At 68.3% G+C, this 16290-nt stretch carries 22 protein-coding genes; 20 read left to right on the forward strand and 2 right to left on the reverse strand.

Translation table 11 applies throughout. The features are described from left to right. Positions 1 to 73: 73 nt before the first annotated feature. Complete coding sequence (locus AC3A6I_RS05340) at positions 74 to 409, reverse strand: endonuclease domain-containing protein (protein WP_487542321.1); 336 nt, start codon at positions 407 to 409, stop codon at positions 74 to 76. 102 nt (positions 410 to 511) lie between these two features. On the opposite strand from AC3A6I_RS05340, the gene AC3A6I_RS05345 reads away from it, so the two are divergent. Next, positions 512 to 1657: a phage portal protein gene (locus AC3A6I_RS05345; RefSeq protein WP_487542322.1), complete on the forward strand. Its 1146-nt coding sequence runs from the start codon at positions 512 to 514 to the stop codon at positions 1655 to 1657. 157 nt (positions 1658 to 1814) lie between these two features. Here AC3A6I_RS05345 and AC3A6I_RS05350 read toward each other — a convergent pair whose 3' ends face one another. After that, positions 1815 to 2045 (reverse strand): DUF2442 domain-containing protein, encoded by a 231-nt coding sequence (locus tag AC3A6I_RS05350; RefSeq protein WP_487542324.1) that lies wholly within the window; start codon positions 2043 to 2045, stop codon positions 1815 to 1817. Positions 2046 to 2240: 195 nt separating this feature from the next. Between AC3A6I_RS05350 and AC3A6I_RS05355 the strand changes: the two genes are divergently transcribed. The 19 genes from AC3A6I_RS05355 to AC3A6I_RS05445 all read left to right on the forward strand — a co-directional run bounded on the left by AC3A6I_RS05355 (position 2241) and on the right by AC3A6I_RS05445 (position 16245). After that, positions 2241 to 2429: a hypothetical protein gene (locus AC3A6I_RS05355; protein ID WP_487542326.1), complete on the forward strand. Its 189-nt coding sequence runs from the start codon at positions 2241 to 2243 to the stop codon at positions 2427 to 2429. A gap of 144 nt (positions 2430 to 2573) precedes the next feature. After that, a complete protein-coding gene (locus tag AC3A6I_RS05360; RefSeq protein WP_487542328.1) occupies positions 2574 to 3059 on the forward strand; it encodes an HK97 family phage prohead protease in 486 nt (161 codons plus the stop codon). 9 nt (positions 3060 to 3068) lie between these two features. After that, positions 3069 to 4295: a phage major capsid protein gene (locus AC3A6I_RS05365; RefSeq protein WP_487542330.1), complete on the forward strand. Its 1227-nt coding sequence runs from the start codon at positions 3069 to 3071 to the stop codon at positions 4293 to 4295. A 168-nt stretch (positions 4296 to 4463) separates the two neighbouring features. Next, complete coding sequence (locus AC3A6I_RS05370) at positions 4464 to 5024, forward strand: head-tail connector protein (RefSeq protein WP_487542331.1); 561 nt, start codon at positions 4464 to 4466, stop codon at positions 5022 to 5024. Then, a complete protein-coding gene (locus tag AC3A6I_RS05375) occupies positions 5021 to 5359 on the forward strand; it encodes a phage head closure protein (RefSeq protein WP_487542333.1) in 339 nt (112 codons plus the stop codon). The genes AC3A6I_RS05370 and AC3A6I_RS05375 overlap by 4 nt, the downstream gene beginning before the upstream one ends. 256 nt (positions 5360 to 5615) lie before the next feature. Further along, positions 5616 to 6005 (forward strand): DUF3168 domain-containing protein, encoded by a 390-nt coding sequence (locus AC3A6I_RS05380; RefSeq protein ID WP_487542335.1) that lies wholly within the window; start codon positions 5616 to 5618, stop codon positions 6003 to 6005. Positions 6006 to 6152: 147 nt separating this feature from the next. Continuing rightward, positions 6153 to 6566, forward strand: coding sequence for a phage major tail protein, TP901-1 family (locus AC3A6I_RS05385; RefSeq protein ID WP_487542337.1), 414 nt, complete (start codon positions 6153 to 6155; stop codon positions 6564 to 6566). Between the two features lie 205 nt (positions 6567 to 6771). Further along, entirely contained in the window at positions 6772 to 7086 is a 315-nt protein-coding gene (locus AC3A6I_RS05390; protein ID WP_487542339.1) for a gene transfer agent family protein, read from the forward strand. Next, complete coding sequence (locus tag AC3A6I_RS05395; RefSeq protein WP_487542341.1) at positions 7083 to 7280, forward strand: rcc01693 family protein; 198 nt, start codon at positions 7083 to 7085, stop codon at positions 7278 to 7280. Before AC3A6I_RS05390 ends, AC3A6I_RS05395 begins: the two co-directional genes overlap by 4 nt. Beyond that, positions 7280 to 7813 carry a phage tail tape measure protein gene (locus AC3A6I_RS05400; RefSeq protein ID WP_487542343.1) on the forward strand — a complete coding sequence of 178 codons (534 nt, stop codon included), beginning with the start codon at positions 7280 to 7282 and terminating at the stop codon, positions 7811 to 7813. The genes AC3A6I_RS05395 and AC3A6I_RS05400 overlap by 1 nt, the downstream gene beginning before the upstream one ends. A gap of 155 nt (positions 7814 to 7968) precedes the next feature. Next, positions 7969 to 8595, forward strand: a complete 627-nt coding sequence (locus tag AC3A6I_RS05405; protein WP_487542344.1) for a phage distal tail protein, Rcc01695 family — start codon at positions 7969 to 7971, stop codon at positions 8593 to 8595. Continuing rightward, on the forward strand, positions 8592 to 9482 hold the full coding sequence (locus tag AC3A6I_RS05410; protein ID WP_487542346.1) for a DUF2163 domain-containing protein: 891 nt from the start codon (positions 8592 to 8594) through the stop codon (positions 9480 to 9482). The genes AC3A6I_RS05405 and AC3A6I_RS05410 overlap by 4 nt, the downstream gene beginning before the upstream one ends. Further along, entirely contained in the window at positions 9479 to 9976 is a 498-nt protein-coding gene (locus tag AC3A6I_RS05415; protein WP_487542348.1) for a C40 family peptidase, read from the forward strand. Before AC3A6I_RS05410 ends, AC3A6I_RS05415 begins: the two co-directional genes overlap by 4 nt. Before the next feature lie 49 nt (positions 9977 to 10025). Continuing rightward, positions 10026 to 13697: a baseplate multidomain protein megatron gene (locus AC3A6I_RS05420; protein WP_487542350.1), complete on the forward strand. Its 3672-nt coding sequence runs from the start codon at positions 10026 to 10028 to the stop codon at positions 13695 to 13697. Beyond that, the gene (locus tag AC3A6I_RS05425) at positions 13690 to 13965 is read left to right on the forward strand and encodes a hypothetical protein (RefSeq protein WP_487542352.1); all 276 of its coding nucleotides are present in this window, start codon (positions 13690 to 13692) and stop codon (positions 13963 to 13965) included. Before AC3A6I_RS05420 ends, AC3A6I_RS05425 begins: the two co-directional genes overlap by 8 nt. A gap of 101 nt (positions 13966 to 14066) precedes the next feature. Then, positions 14067 to 14513: a helix-turn-helix domain-containing protein gene (locus tag AC3A6I_RS05430; protein WP_487542354.1), complete on the forward strand. Its 447-nt coding sequence runs from the start codon at positions 14067 to 14069 to the stop codon at positions 14511 to 14513. A 19-nt stretch (positions 14514 to 14532) separates the two neighbouring features. Next, positions 14533 to 15084, forward strand: coding sequence for a VapC50 family PIN domain-containing toxin (locus AC3A6I_RS05435; protein ID WP_487542356.1), 552 nt, complete (start codon positions 14533 to 14535; stop codon positions 15082 to 15084). A gap of 67 nt (positions 15085 to 15151) precedes the next feature. Beyond that, positions 15152 to 15430, forward strand: a complete 279-nt coding sequence (locus tag AC3A6I_RS05440) for a hypothetical protein (RefSeq protein WP_487542358.1) — start codon at positions 15152 to 15154, stop codon at positions 15428 to 15430. Positions 15431 to 15585: 155 nt separating this feature from the next. Then, complete coding sequence (locus AC3A6I_RS05445; protein ID WP_487542360.1) at positions 15586 to 16245, forward strand: response regulator transcription factor; 660 nt, start codon at positions 15586 to 15588, stop codon at positions 16243 to 16245. Positions 16246 to 16290: the final 45 nt, after the last annotated feature.

The following is a 16290-nucleotide window of genomic DNA, read 5'->3' on the forward strand; positions in this document are numbered from 1 at the left end:
ACGGTATTTGCAGTCGGGTTTCCCTCCCCCTTGCGGGGAGGGGGGACCATGCGGAGCATGGTGGGTGGGGTGGTTAGCCCCTGCAGGCTGCCAGGATAGCCTTCACGACGCCTTCCAGGTTGGTTCGGACGTCCAGCGTGGTGATCCGAAGGACCTTGTAGCCCCGTGACCTCAGAAATGCGTCGCGCCGCGCGTCATACTCGGCCGCGGCCTCTTCGAAGTGCGTGCTTCCATCGATTTCGACGACGAGCTTCACGCCATGTGCAGCGAAGTCGGCGTAGTAGGGGCCGATCTGCACCTGGCGGCGGAAGTGGTAGGGCTTCAACTGCTCGCCGCGAATAGCCGTCCATACGACCGCCTCGGCGGGGGACATGTTTCGCCGCATCGAGCGGGCTCGCGAGATGCTCATGGCCTTGTGCTCGTGGCTACCCCCACCCACCGGCTGCGCCGGTCCCCCCCTCCCCGCAAGGGGGAGGGAAACCCGACTGAGACATTAGATCAGGAAACGACCATGCCCAACTGGTTCACGCGCCTTGGCGCGGTGCTTTCGGCTGCCGAGACCAAGGCGAGCTCGACGATGCTGAGCGTGCCGCCCTGGGCCGAGGCGAGCTGGAGCCGGCGGGGTTTTGTCAGCCTCGCCAATGCCGGCTACGCTAAGAACCCGGTGGTTTATGCCTGCGTGCGAAAGATCGCCGAGGCCGCGACCAGCGTGCCGCTGGTAGCGTTGGAGGGCGGGCGGCGGTTGAGCGAGCATCCGGTGCTGCGGCTGCTGGCGCGGCCCAATGCGCGGCAATCGGGGGCGGAGCTGCTCGAGAGCGTGTTCGCCTACCTGATGACGGCCGGAAACGCCTATGTGGCGGCAACGGTGATCGACGGTGAGCTGCGCGAGCTGCATGTGCTGCGGCCCGATCGGGTGCGGGTGGTGGCCGGGCGGGACGGGTATCCGGCGGCCTATGCCTATACGGCGGGCGGGCGGACGACGGAATTGAGGCTCGATGCGCGGCCGGTGGCGGCTGTGCTGCATTTGGCCCTGTTCCATCCGCTCGACGACCATTACGGCATGGCGCCGATGGAGGCGGCGGCGCAGAGCCTCGATATCCACAATGCCGCGGCCGAGTGGAACAAGGCGCTGCTCGACAATGCGGCGCGGCCGAGCGGGGCGCTGGTCTATTCGGCGGGCTCCGGCACGCTGACCGAAGCGCAGTTCCGGCGGCTGAAGGACGAGCTGGAGCAGGGGTTTGCCGGCGCGAAGAACGCCGGCCGGCCGCTGGTGCTGGAGGGCGGGCTCGACTGGAAGGCGATGGCGCTGACCCCGGCCGAGATGGATTTTGCGGAGCTCAGGAACGGGGCGGCACGCGACATCGCGCTGGCCTTCGGCGTGCCGCCGCAGCTGCTCGGCATCCCGGGTGACAACACCTACGCAAACTATGCCGAGGCCAACCGCAGCTTCTGGCGCCAGACAGTGGTGCCGCTGGTGCGCCGGGTGGCGGACGATCTGAGCTTCTGGCTCGCGCCGGGATTTGCCGGCGTGACGCTGGCGCCCGACCTCGATGGCGTCGAGGCGCTGGCCGAGGACCGGGCGGCACTCTGGGCGCGCATCGGCGCGGCGGATTTCCTCAGCGACGAGGAAAAGCGCGGGCTGGTGGGGCTGGGTTAGATGGCTTCACATTGGAAGCGATCCCCAAACTCTGGCGTCATCCCCGCGAAGGCGGGGATCCAGCGGCCGCATGCTCGGTGCCTCGGTGCCTCAACTGGGTTCCCGCCTTCGCGGGAATGACGTTGTGGGTGGGGCACCGCCCCAGTCTGATCGTGCGCTAGTCGAGCTCCGCCACCGCGATCCTGAGGCCCAGGTCGGGCCAGTGGAGGGCGGCGCCGTCTTCGACGATGCGCCAGTTGAGGCGGGCGGCCGGGGGGCCATCGCGCAGGCGGGGGAACTGGGACAGCGGGGCGATCAGCTCATGCCCGTCATCGAGCTTAACTTCGAGCGTGGCGCTGCCGAAACGCACATCGATAGCCGTGGGTTCGGCCTTGGTGGTCGAGCTCATTGGTTCTCCTCCCCCTGAGCGGATGGGGAGAGGCTAACCCGTCTCGCCGGATGCGAGAAGGGCGGGGGCAGCTTTGCCCAACGGGTGGCTGCAGCCGCCCCCCTCCACCAGCTCCGCTGGTCCCCCTCCCCCGCTGCGCAGGGGAGGATCAAGGCGCGGTCCGCGCCAAGACAACTATCAACTACGGAGGCCACTATGGACGAGCTGACTAAAGCGATCGTGACGCGCGGGGATTTGGCGCATCTGGCGCTGTTCGGCTGGGCGATGGCGGCGACGGGTCTGTCGATCTGGTCGCTCAAGGAGCTGATGGCCGCCAATCGCCGCTTCAACGACTTCGTCAAAGAGATTTCGACGCTGAATCAACTCTTTCACCAGAGGAAATAAGCCTATGGGGGCAAAGGACAATTCTACTGGTAAACACGTAGCCGGCGAGGTGTTCCGGCAGTTTGCCTGGAACATTGCCGGCACGTTGGCCAAGCCGCCGCGGCGACCATCGCGGCCGCGGCCGGCGGCTGGGGCCAAGGGGTGATGGCGACGATCCCCATCGATGCGGGCGGGCGGTTCGCCGGCTATGCGAGCGTGTTCGGGGCGCTCGACGAGGCCGGCGACCGCGTGATGCCGGGAGCATTCGGCAAATCGTTGAAACGGCGGGGCGCCGACAAGGTGCGCATGCTGTTCCAGCACGACCCCAAGGAGCCGGTGGGCATCTGGGAAGCGCTCGCCGAGGACGGGCACGGGCTGTGGGTCGAAGGCCGGCTGGTGCCGGGTGTGCCGCGCGCTGATGCGCTGCGCAAACTGATCGAGAAGCGGGCGATCGACGGGCTGTCGATCGGCTTTCGTACCGTGCGGGCGACCCGCGAGGCGCGGGGGACGGAGCGAAAACTCTGGGCCATCGACCTGTGGGAGATCTCGATCGTGACGTTTCCAATGCTGGCGGAGGCCAGGATTTCGCCGGGGCAGGGCGTCCCGGCTGACCGGTCGCTACGGGCGGCCATTTCGCTGTTCAAGCAATAGAGGACCAAGATGACCGATGTGATGAACCGTCTTGAGAACAAGGCGGCGACGGCGGCTGGCCAGGATTCGGACGGGCTGCTCAACGAGCTGATGACCGCGTTCGAGGAGTTCAAGCGCACCAATGACGGGCGGCTCGCCGAACTCGAAAAGCGCGGATCCACCGATGCGCTGACCGAGGAAAAGCTCGGCCGGCTGAACGCGGCACTGGATGGGGCGAAAGCGGCGATGGACCGCGTGGCGCTCGACCGGGCCCGACCGGCGCTGGAGGCGGGGCGGCCGGAGCTGGGCGATGAGTACAAGGACGCATTCTCGGCTTATGTGAAGCGCGGCGAGGAGAAGGCGCTGTCGATCGGCTCCAATCCGGATGGCGGCTATCTCGTGCCGGCCGAGACCGAGAGCGAGATTTTGCAGCGGCTGTCGGCCGTGTCGCCGATTCGCGCCATTGCCTCGGTGCGCAACATTTCGACCGGGGCATACAAGAAGCCGGTGAGCCTGACCGGGCCGGCGACGGGCTGGGTGGCGGAGACCGCGAACCGGCCGCAGACCAACTCGCAGACGCTCGATGCGATCGATTTCGCGGCCGGCGAGCTCTACGCCATGCCGGCGGCGACGGCGGCCTTCCTCGATGACGCGGTGGTGGATGTCGGCGCCTGGATCGCCGACGAGGTGAACGCGGCCTTCGCCGAGCAGGAGACGGCGGCGTTCGTCAACGGCAACGGCACGAACAAACCCAAGGGCTTCCTCGCTGAAACGCAGGTGGCCGAGGGCAGCTGGGCCTGGGACAGCATCGGCTTTCTCGCCACCGGCGTATCGGGCGGCTGGCCGGCAGAGGACGCGAGCGACGTGCTGATCGACCTCGTCTACACGCTGAAGGCCGGCTACCGGCAGAATGCCAGCTGGGTGATGAACCGGCGGACGCAAGGGTCGGTGCGCAAGCTGAAGGATGCCGAGGGCAACTATTTGTGGTCGCCGGGGGTGACCGCGGGCGCGAAGCCCACGCTGCTCGGCTTCGAGCTGGTGGAGGCCGAGGACATGCCGAACATCGGCGCCGGCACCACGCCGATCGCGTTCGGCGATTTCCGCCGCGGGTACCTCGTGGTGGACCGCACCGGGGTGAACGTGCTGCGCGATCCGTTCACGGCCAAGCCGTACGTGCTGTTCTATACGACCAAGCGGGTCGGCGGCGGCGTGCAGGATTTCGACGCGATCAAGCTGCTGAAGTTCAGCGCGAGCTGAGGGCTAAGACCCCTCACCCGTCTCGGCCTTCGGCCGATCCACCCTCTCCCCGACGGGGAGAGGAATAGGGTGCCCCGATCGGGCCGCGGCTGTTCTTCTCCCCGTCGGGGAGAAGGTGGCGCGCAGCGCCGGATGAGGGGTTGCGCCCCCAATCTTTAAGGACATCCGATGATTTCCTACCTTCTCGCGGGGCCCGCGGAGGAGCCGGTTTCGCTTGCCGAGACCAAGGCGTTCCTGCGGCTCGATGGCAGTGCCGAGGATGGGCTGGTGACGACGCTGATTGCGGCGGCGCGGCTGCATCTGGAGGGCGTCACGGCACGGGCGCTGGTGCGCCAGAGCTGGCGGCTCGTGCTCGATTGCTGGCCGGCCGAGGCGGTGCGCCTGCCGGTTTCGCCGCTGCTCGAGCTGACCGCCGTGCGCGTGTTCGACGACCAGGACGACGAGCATGAGCTGGCCCTCGAGCAGTTCCTGACCGAGCCGGGGCGGGTGCTGCTGCCGGCGCGCATCGATGGTGCGCCATCCTTGCGGGAGCGACTGGGCATCGAGATCGACTATGTCGCCGGGTTCGGCGACGCGGCCGATGTGCCGGCCGACCTGAAGCGGGCGCTGTTGGCGCTGGTGGCGCACTGGTTCGAGCACCGCGATGCGGTGATCGTCGCCGGGTCGGGAGCGGTGGTGCCGGCGGGGTTCGACCGGCTGGTCGAGAGTTACCGGCAGGTGCGGCTGTGATCGCGGCGCCGGAAGTGGGCAGCCTCTCCGACCGCGTGAGCTATCAGCGGCGCGAGACGAGCGGCGAGGACGAGGGCGGGCACGCGACCTTCTTCGTGCCGATCACTTCGCTCTGGGCCCGGGTGCGGGCGCTGAGCGGGCGGCAGGTGACCGAGGCCGATGCACGCGGCGTGGCGGTGTCGCACTCGGTGGTGGTGCGGTTCCGGTCGGACGTGAAGGCGGGGGACCGCTTCGGCTATCGCGGGCGCTGGCTGAGCGTGGTTTCGGCCGCCGACCTCAATGGACGGCGGGCCTGGTTGAGTTGTTCGTGCGTGGAGACGGGGGTGGTGGGGTGAGGTTGGCGACATCGAGCATGGGACCACCCCCACCCACCCGCTACGCGGGTCCCCCCTCCCCACAAGGGGGAGGGAGTGACGACTGCTGGCGCCGTTTCTCGCTTGATGCAGGAGTGCACGAGGGCCGGTGGGGGAAGAGCACCCCCACCCCTGTCCCCTCCCCGCAAGGGGGAGGGAGACGCTCACACCGACGCCAGTGTTTTGGTCTCCTCCCCCCTTGCGGGGGAGGGACAGGGTGGGGGGTGCCTCTCGCGCCATGACCCATCCCATCATTCTTCTCCAAGCCGCGCTGGTGTCCACGTTGCGCACTGATGAAGCGCTCGCCGGCGTCGGCGTGTTCGACGCGCCGCCGCGGGATGCCGCGCCGCCTTATGTCGCGATTGCCCGGCACGACCTGCTGTCGCGCGATGGCGATGCGGCGCCGGGGCATGAGCATCGGGTGACGCTGCATGTGTGGGCCGGGCAGCCGAGCCGGAAGGCGGCGCTTGCCATTGCCGAGCGGGTCGTGGCGGTGGCGGAAGCGCTGACCGCGACGGGGCTCGCGGTGACGCATGTGCAGCATGAGCGGACGGACACGGCCATCGATGCCGAGACCGGGCAGGCGCGGGCGGCGGTGGCGCTGCGGGTATTGAGCGAGGCCATCTGAGCGGGTTCGAGCTCCTCCCTCCCCCTTGCGGGGAGGGATCGAGGGAGGGGGTGGTGCGGTGATCACCGATGGACCCCCACCCCCAGCCCCTCCCCGCAAGGGGGAGGGGAGCCGCCGCACCTCGCCTTACACAAATGGAGAACCAACATGACCGCCCAGAGCGGCAAGGACATGCTGCTAAAACTCGACCAGACAGGGTCGGGGAGTTTTGTCACCGTGGCGGGGCTGCGTTCGCGGAGCCTCGCGTTCAATGCGGCGGCGATCGATGTGACCGATGCCGAGAGCGCCGGGCGCTGGCGCGAGCTGCTCGCCGGTGGCGGGATCAAGCGGGCGGCGGCGGCGGGGTCGGGCATCTTCAAGGATGCGACGTCCGACGCAACGATCCGCTCGCTGTTCTTTGCCGGGACCATTCGCAACTGGCAGCTGATCCTGCCCGATTTCGGCACGGTGGAGGGACCGTTCCAGATCGTGGCGCTGGAGTTCGCGGCCGATCATGCCGGCGAGGTAACGTTCGAGCTGGCGCTGGAGAGCGCCGGGCAGCTGGCGTTTGCGGCGGTGTAGCTCCCCTCCCCCTTGCGGGGAGGGGTCGGGGGTGGGGGTCGCGCGGTGATCGCCGAACGACCCCCACCCTCGTTCCCTCCCCGCAAGGGGGAGGGAGGCGATGGGGCTCGGCCTTGCACAAGCCGAGACACTTCAGGATGGGCCCCGGCCTGCGCCGGGGTGACCCGGTGGGTGATTGCGATAGCCGGGAAACAGGGAGAAAAGCATGCCGAATACTCAGCGCGGTGAGATTTCGGCCGTGTTCGAAGGAGAGGAGCGCACTCTGTGCCTGACATTGGGCGCGCTGGCGGAGCTCGAGGCGCGGCTGCAGGCAGGGGATCTGGTGGGGTTGAGCGAGCGGTTCAGCTCTGGGCGGGTGTCGGCGCGTGATCTGACGGCGATCATCGGGGCGGGGCTGCGTGGGGGTGGCAATGCCATTACCGACGATGACCTGGCGCGGATGTCGATCGAGGGTGGGCTGAAGGGCGCGGCGGAGGTTGCGGCGCGGCTGCTGCGCGCGACGTTCGGGGAGGCGGCATGAACGCGTTTCCGTGGGACGAGGCGATGCGCTTTGGGTTCGGGGTGCTGCGCTTGAGTTCGCGTGAGTTCTGGGGGCTGACGCCGAAGGAACTGGCGGCGGCGTTCGAGGCGCGTTCTGGGCGGACGCGCGGCGCGGCGCCGGGGCGCGAGGTGCTGGGTCGGCTGATGGCGGCATTTCCCGATGAGGTGATGTGATGGCGGATCCGTTTGGCGACCGGCTCGAAGGGCTCGACGATGTATCGGCCGAGCTCGAGCGCATCGGGGACTTGGCCGATGGCGTCGGCAAGGCGTTGAGCCGGGCCTTTCGCGGCGCCGTGCTCGATGGGCGCTCGCTGAAATCGGTGCTGGGCGAGGTGGCGCGCAGCTTTGCCGATATTGCGCTGAAGGCGGCGTTCCAGCCGGTGGGCGCGCTGGTGAGCGGGGCGATCGAGAGTCTGTTCACCGCCACCAACCCGGTGGTGACGCCGTTCGCCAAGGGCGGCGTGCTGGCGAGCCCGGCTTACTTTCCGCTCGGGCAGGGCCTGGGGCTGGCCGGCGAGGCCGGGGCCGAGGCGATTTTGCCGCTGGCGCGCGGGAGCGACGGACGGCTGGGCGTGGCTGGGGGCGGCGGGGCGGTGAACGTGACGTTCAACGTGACGGCGACGGACGCGCGCAGCTTTGCGGCGAGCGAGGCGGAGCTGAGCGCCATGCTGCTGCGGGCGGTGCGGCGGGGGAGCAGGGGGAGTTGAGAGGCTGGCACGTGACCACCCCCACCCACCCGCTACGCGGGTCCCCCCTCCCCACAAGGGGGAGGGAGACCCGACTGATGGTTCGGTTCCTGCACGGTGTCCCTCCCCCGTGAACGGGGGAGGATCGCCGCGACATCCTGCCCGAGGAGATCAAGATGACCTTTCACGCGGTGCGTTTTCCGCTCGACATTGCTTTGGGTGCGCGCGGCGGGCCGGAGCGCGCTACCGACATCGTCACGCTGGCGTCCGGCCGCGAGGAGCGGAACAGCCGGTGGCTGCATTCGCGTCGGCGCTACAATGCCGGCTACGGGGTGAAATCGCGCGCCGACATGGCGGCGGTGCTGGCCTTTTTCGAGGAGCGGCGCGGGCGGTTTCATGCCTTCCTGTGGCGCGATGGGCTCGACTATTCGTCGAACGGCACGGATGTGCCGGGGATGCTCGACCAGCAGATCGGCGTGGGCGATGGAGTACGCGTTTCCTTTGATCTGACCAAGCGTTATGGCGCGAATTTCGACCCGTACCTGAGACCCATCACCAAGCCGGTTGCGGGGACGGTGGTGATGGCGGTGGCGGGTGCGGCGGTGCCCGCCACCGATTTCTCGGTTGATGCGCTGACCGGTGCGGTGACGTTCGACGTGGCGCCGGGTTTGGGCGCGGCGGTGACGGCGGGGTTTCTGTTCGATGTGCCGGTGCGCTTCGATATCGACCGGCTGGATGTCGAGCTGACCAGCTTTGATGCGGCCGAGGTGCCGAGTATTCCGCTGATCGAGGTGCGCGAATGAGACTACTGGAGGCGGGCTTTTCCGCGCATGTCGCGGGTGGGGCGACGACGCTGGCGACGTGCTGGCGGATCGTGCGGGCCGATGGGCTGGTGCTCGGGTTCACCGACCACGATGCGGTGCTGGGTTTTGACGGGACCGAGTTCGTGCCGGCGCACGGGCTCGATGGTGGGGAGCGGGTGGGGAAGCTCGGGGCGAGTGTAGACACCACCGAGGTGGTGGGCGTGCTGCATTCGGATGCGATCGATGAGGACGATATATTGCTCGGGCGCTTCGATGGGGCGAGCGTCGAGACCTGGCGGGTGAACTGGCGCGATACCAGCCAGCGCCTGCTGGTGAGCCGGACGACGATCGGCGAGATCGTGCGCGAGGACGGCGTGTTCCGGGCCGAGCTGCGCTCGGGGCAGCACGCGATCAACCAGCCGCAGGGGCGGGTGTACCAGGCGCTGTGCGATGCCGAACTGGGCGATGCGCGCTGTGGCGTGGATCTGGAGGATCCGGCGTTCCGGGCGGAGGCCACGGTGCTCGGGGTGCGGGACCGGTTTCGCATCGTGGTCGAGGGCGTGGCCGGGTTCGAGGCAGGGTGGTTCGCGTTCGGGTTGGCGGCCTGGGATGGCGGCAGGCGCGAGGGCTTGCGCGACCGGGTGGTGACGCATGAGCGGCTCGGCGGGGCGGATGTGCTGGGGTTCGGTTCGGCCGTGGGGGACTGGGTCGAGGCCGGCGACGCGCTGGTGCTGACGGCGGGGTGCGACCGGCGCTTCGCGACGTGCCGCGAGCGGTTCGCCAACGCGGTCAACTTCCGCGGCTTTCCGCACATTCCGGGCAATGATTTCGTGCTGCGCTACCCGCGTCCCGGCGCGCAGATGGACGGGCGGAAGCTGGTCGGATGAACAGGGACATTGTGACGGCGGCGCGCGGCTGGGTGGGCACGCCCTACCGGCACCGGGCGGCTGTGCGCGGCGTCGGCTGCGATTGTCTGGGGCTGCTCGCGGGGGTATGGGCCGAGGTGACGGGGACGCAGGCGCCGGCGCTGCCGAACTATCGGGCGGACTGGCGGGATGACTCGCATGCGGCGGAATTGCTGGGGCTGGCGGAGCGGTGGTTGCGGCCGGGTGCGTTCGGGCCGGGTGCAGTGCTGCTGTTTCGCATGGGGGCTTCGGCGCTGCCGCGGCATTGCGGGATCATGGTGAGCCCGACGCGCTTCGTGCACGCGCAGGAACGGCTGGGCGTGGTGGAGGGGGCGCTGGGCGACGGCTGGCGGAAGCGGGTGGCGGGGGTGTTTGCGTTTCCCGCTGAACCTGCCCCTCACCCCGCCCTTCGGGCACCCCTCTCCCTCAAGGGGAGAGGGGAGGAGTTTGGGGCAGCATCTTCCCTCTCCCCTTGAGGGAGAGGGTGGATCGGCCGAAGGCCGCGACGGGTGAGGGGCAGGACAAATGGCAACACTGGCACTTTCCGTGGCCGGGCAGTTCGTGGGTGGGGCGCTTGGCGGGCCGATCGGGGCGACGATCGGGCGGGCGCTGGGGGCGCTGGCGGGGTCGGTGATCGACCAGCAGCTGTTTGCGGAAAAGCCGGAGCGGCAGCCGGGGGCGGATATCCGGATTTCGGGCTCATCCGAGGGCGGGGCGGTGCCTCGGCTTTATGGCTGGAGCCGCCTGGCGGGCAATATCATCTGGGCCACCGAGCTCGAGGAGATTACCCGGGAGAGTGCCGGGGCGAAGGGCACGCAGGAGGCAGAGGAGCGCGAGATCGTCGCGAGCTTTGCCGTGGGGCTGTGCGAGGGCGAGGTGAGCCGGCTGGGGCGGGTGTGGGCCGACGGGCAGCTGCTCGAGACCGAGCGGCTGAACCTGCGGTTCTATCGCGGGACCGAGGACCAGGAGGCGGACAGCCTGATCGAGGCGAAGCAGGGCGCGGGGGCGGCGCCGGCTTATCGCGGCCTGAGCTATCTCGTGTTCGAGCGGCTGGCGCTGACCGAATTCGGCAACCGCATTCCCAACATCACGGTGGAGCTGTGCCGGGTGGTGGGCGAGCTCGAGCCGCTGATCCGCTCGGTGGCGGTGATCCCCGGGGCGACCGAGTTCGGCTACGACCCGGTGCCGCGCGTGCGGGTGACCGGGCGTGGTGCCGCCGGGCACGAGAATGCGCATGCCTCGGCGCTGGTGAGCGACTGGACGCTGTCGCTCGATGAGCTGCAGGAGCTGTGCCCGAACCTCGAGCATGCGGCGCTGGTGGTGAGCTGGTTCGGCGACGATCTTCGCTGTGGCGAGTGCACGGTGCGGCCGAAGGTGGAGGCGGCTTCGCGGGCGGTTCGTGGGGTCGAGTGGGGTGTTGCAGGACTTTCGCGCGCGACGGCTCAGGTGGTGAGCTCGTTCGGCGGCGGGCCGGCTTATGGCGGCACGCCCTCGGATGCGGCGGTGCGGGCGGCGATTGCGGATCTCAAGGACCGCGGGCTCGCGGTGACGCTTTATCCGATGCTGCTGATGGATGTGCCGGCCGACAATCCGATGGGACAGCCGGCTTACCCGTGGCGCGGGCGGATTGCGCCGGAGGGCGACGTGGTCGCGGATGTGGCGGCGTTTGTCGGCGGGGCCGGGGACTGGGGTTACCGGCGGTTCGTGCGGCACTACGCGACGCTGGCCGAGGAGGCGGGGGCGGATGCGCTGGTGATCGGCTCGGAGATGGTGGGGATGACCACGGCGGGGGCCGCCGAAGATTTCCCGTTCGTCGCCGCGTTGGTGGAGCTGGCGGCGGAAGTAAAGGACCTCGCGCCGTCGGTGGCGCTGACTTATGCGGCGGACTGGAGCGAGTATCACGGGTTCCAGCCGCCGGAGGCGCCAGGGGACAAGTGGTTTCACCTCGATCCGCTGTGGGCCTCGCCCGATATCGCGGCGGTGGGGATCGACAACTACATGCCGATCGCCGACTGGCGCGACGGCGAGGATGCGCCGGAGGCGGGGGCGGACGGGCCGTATGGGCTCGCCTATCTCGAGGCGGGGATCGACGGGGGCGAGGGGTTCGACTGGTACTATGCCAGTGCCGCCGACCGGCTGGCGGGGACGCGCGCGCCGATTGCCGACGGGGCGCACGGCGAGGACTGGGTCTGGCGCTTCAAGGACATTGCGGGCTGGTGGAGCCATGCCCATCACGACCGGGTCGGCGGGGTGCGCTTGGCTGAGCCGACCGGGTGGGTGTCGGGGATGAAGCCCGTGTGGTTCACCGAACTCGGCTGCGCGGTGGTCGACAAGGGGGCGAACCAGCCGAACATGTTCCCGGACGCCAAAAGCGCCGAGGATGGGCGGCCGCATTTCTCCAACGGTGCGCCGGACGCGCTGATGCAGCGGCAGTTTTTGCGCGCGCAGCTCGGCCATTGGGAGGGCGATCCGATGGTGGGGCGGATTTCGCTCTGGGCCTGGGATGCGCGGCCCTATCCGGCGTTTCCGTCCGATGTCGCGACCTGGGCGGATGCCGAGAACCATGCGGCGGGGCATTGGCTGACCGGGCGGCTGGGTGTGCTGGCGCCGGATGAGTTTGCCCGCGCGGTGGGGGCGGATTTCGGGGTCGAGCTCGGCGCGGCGGATGTGGCGGGGACGCTGATCCACGGGGCGGCGCTCGAGGGCGTGATGAGCTGGCGCGATGCGACGGGCTCGGCCCTGGCGGCATCGGGATTGGCGGTGCGCGATGGTACGGCTGGGCTGGAGCTGGTGCGGCCGGAGGTTTTGCCGGCGCTGACGATTGCCCGCGACGATCTCGTCAAGGAAGACGGCCCGCTGGCCGCACGGCGGCGGCCTGATCCGTCCGAGACGGTGGGGCGTCTGGCGGTCGGCTATGTCGATCGCGAGCGCGACTATCTCGCGGGCACGGCGACGGCGATGCGGCCCGAGGGGGCGGCGGTGGCCGGGGAGAATACCGGGCTGGTGCTCGATGCGGTGTCGGCGCGCGGCGTGGCCGAGCGGCTGCTGCGGGCCGCGGGGGTGCAGCGCGACACGGTGGAGCTCGCGCTGCCGCCGTCCTTCGCGGCGCTCGAGGTGGGCGATGTGATCGCGCTCGCCGGCGAGGCTGAGGGGCCGTTCGAGGTCACGGAAATCCGCGACGGATTGGAGCGAAAAGTGAGCGCGCGGGCGGTGCCGCCGGTGCTGAAGGCGGCGGTGTTTTCGGATCGGCCGGCGCGGGCGGCGGCGAGTCCGGCGCCATTGGCGGAGCCGGCACTTATCGCGGCACATCTGCCGCCCGACCCGGCGACGCCGGAGCGCTCGCGGCTGCTGCTCGCGGCCTATGCCAGCCCGTGGCCGGGCGAGGTGGATGTGCAACTGGTGGCGACCGGCGCGCGGATTGCGCGGCTGGCGCGGCCGGCGGCGATCGGCGAGCTGGTGACGCCGCTGACGGAAGGGCCGATCCATGTGCGGGATCGACGCAGCGTCGAGATCGAACTGTCAGGCGGGCACCTGGCGCCGGTGGATTTCGAGGCGGCTTTGGCGGGGGTGAACCGGATCGCGGTGGAGAACGATGCGGGCGAGTGGGAGGTGCTCGGCTTTGCCGGGGCCGAGCTGGTTTCGGCGGGGCGCTATCGGCTGACTTCGCTGTTGCGCGGGCTGGGTGGCTCCGATGTCGCCATGGGGCCGGCCGCGGCGGGCAACAGGCTGGTGGTGCTCGATGGCAATGTGGCGGTGTTGCCGGTGGAGCCGGACTGGCTTGGCGGCGAGCTCTTGCTGCGCGCCTTTGCCGGGCGGCTCGATGGTACCGGCACGGCGCTGTCGGCGAGCCTGACGCTTGAGCCGGTGCTGCCGCTGCCGCCGGTGCATTTGCGCGCATTGCGCGGGGCAGGGGGCGATATCGCGCTGAGCTGGCTGCGGCGTAGCCGGGCCGACGCGGGGGCGTGGGCGGCGGCGGAAGTACCGCTCGAACATGCGCCCGAGGCCTATCGGGTGATCATCTTCGACGGGGCGGCGGCGGTGCGGAGCATCGCGGTCGCGGCGCCGGCGGCGATCTATGCGGCGGCGGACCAGGTGGCCGATTTCGGCGCGCTGCCCGACGCCTTCGACTTCACGGTGCAACAGCTCAGCCCGGTGTTCGGGCCGGGCCATCAGGGGACCGGCGCCTTCCATGCGTAAGACGATTTTCGATGGCCTCGGGGAGGCCATCGCCCGCCAGCGGATCAACCTGCTGGTGGGCTTTTTGTCATCTCAACTGAGGAGAACTCTCGTGACGTTCAATCTGCTCGACGGCTTCAAGACCTACATCGTCGCGGCGGCCATGGTGCTGGCCGCGATCAGCCAGCTCATCGGCGTGGATTTGCCCAGCTTCGAGGGTCAGGCCGCGGGCCAGCTGCTGATGGAGGGGCTGGCGATCATTTTCTTGAGGAAGGGGCTGAAGGGGTAGGAAGGAGCGTAGGAGTCAAGCGCTGTTGCCGTTTTAGATATTGCGTTTGTTGCGTTTGTTTCGTTTGAGCGCTATATCTGATCGCGACACAGGTGACCCAAATGACCAATCTGCTCCAACGACCGATCATGCCGTCGGCCGACGATGCTGAATTGGCTGCCCAGGCCAGCCGGCAGCTCTCCCGCGTCAAGCAGGAGGGCGCCGAGCTTCGCGTTCAAATTGACGGTGGAGAAACGCTGCGCCTGCCGAAGTCGGTCAGCAATTTGCTCTACCATCTGCTGACCGAGATGGCGCAGGGTAATGCCGTAACTCTCATCCCCATCCACGCCGAACTCACTACCCAAGAGGCGGCGGACTATTTGAATGTCTCGCGCCCGTACCTCATTCGCCTGCTCGAGGAGGGGCGTGTGAAGTTCAACATGGTGGGTACTCATCGGCGCGTAAAGTTCAGCGACCTCGAAGCCTATCGAAAGGCGACCGAAGACGAGCGTCAGCGCGTGATGGAGGAGTTGGCGAACCAGGCCCAGGAGCTGGGGATGGGCTATTAGGCGCTCAAGCTACACCGTCGTGCTGGATGCGTGCGTTCTATATCCGGCGCCGCTAAGAGACTTCCTGATGGAGCTCGCAGCGGGCGGCCTGTTCAGGGCGAAATGGACCGATCGCATACACAGCGAGTGGATACAGAGCCTTCTGGAAGACCGCACGGATCTCACGCTGGAGCAGCTGGAACGCACGCGCGACCTGATGAATCGTGCCGTTCCCGACTGTCTCGTGCAGGGCTATGACCCGCTGATCGCCGGTCTGCAGCTGCCGGACGAGGACGACCGCCATGTCCTAGCCGCCGCGATTGCATCATCCAGTGATGCCATAGTCACCTTTAATCTGAAGGACTTTCCCAGCGACATTCTGGCTCCGCTGGCCATCGAACCGATGCATCCCGACGACTTCCTGTTCCATCAGTTCGGGCTCAACACCGCCGCCGTGGTGATCGCTGCAACTCGGTGTCGGGCCCGGCTGAAGAAGCCGGAAAAGTCAGCCACAGAATATCTCGACATGCTTGAGCGACAGGGATTGACCAAGACCGTCGCCGAACTTCGTGAGTATGCCGCCATCATCTGACCTGATCCGCCCCCATTCATCCCGCATTCATCCCCCCTCCCGCATAACCGCGAGCATGAACAGGTTTATGCGTATCGTGCTGGCCGGCGGTTTGGCGCTGGGGCTGGGGGCTGGTTTGGCTGCCCCGGCTCTGGCGCAGGAGTGCCTGAGCCGGCGCGAGATTCAGGAAAAAATCGATAGCGGCGAAGTGCGCCAGCTCGCCGAGGCCCTGCAGGCTTCGGGCGAGGAGGGGCGTGTCATCTCGCAGCAGGCGCAGCTGTGCCTCGTTGGCGGCCGGTGGGAATGGCAGGTCAACGTGATGGATTCCTATGGCGAAAGCCGCCCGGTGAGCTTGCCCGCCCAGTAAAGGCCTGCGTAAAATCCCGCCTCGAGCGTCTCTTCGCGCGTAGGGCCGGCATTCGCCGGGCGTGGGGGCTCTGCTGTGGCGGGTACGGAGTTGTCGCGCTTGTCGAACCGGAAAAGTCTGCAACTTTTCCTGACAGCGCTCTGAAGGGGACCACAATGCGCATTCTCGTCGTTGAGGACGACACCAATCTCAACCGTCAGCTGAAAGAGGCGCTGGAGGAGGGGGGCTACGTCGTGGACGTGGCCTTCGATGGCGAGGAAGGCCATTTCCTCGGCGATACCGAGCCCTATGACGTGGTCGTGCTCGATATCGGCCTGCCGCAGATGGACGGCCTGTCGGTGCTGGAAGAATGGCGCCGCGCCGGCAAGAAGATGCCGGTGCTGCTGCTGACCGCCCGCGACCGCTGGAGCGACAAGGTGCAGGGCATTGATGCCGGCGCCGACGACTACGTCGCAAAACCCTTCCACATGGAGGAAGTGCTGGCCCGGGTGCGCGCGCTGGTGCGGCGTGCCGCGGGGCAGGCGAGCAACGAGATCGTCGCCGGCTCGGTGCGGCTCGATGTGAAGGCAGGCAAGGTGACGGTGGATGGCCACTCGATCAAGCTGACCAGCCACGAATTGCGGTTGCTGAGCTACCTGATGCACCACAAGGGCAAGGTGATCTCGCGCACCGAGCTGACCGAGCATCTCTACGACCAGGATTTCGATCGCGATTCCAATACGATCGAAGTGTTCGTCGGCCGGCTGCGCAAGAAGCTGCCGGAGGACTGCATCCAGACGGTGCGCGGGCTCGGCTACCAGATCGCCGAGGATTGAGATTTTTGCCGGGGGGATAGCGCTGGGGTTTTCGCCCGTCGCTGA

It is taken from the genome of Devosia sp. Soil_C_22, assembly GCF_057657195.1.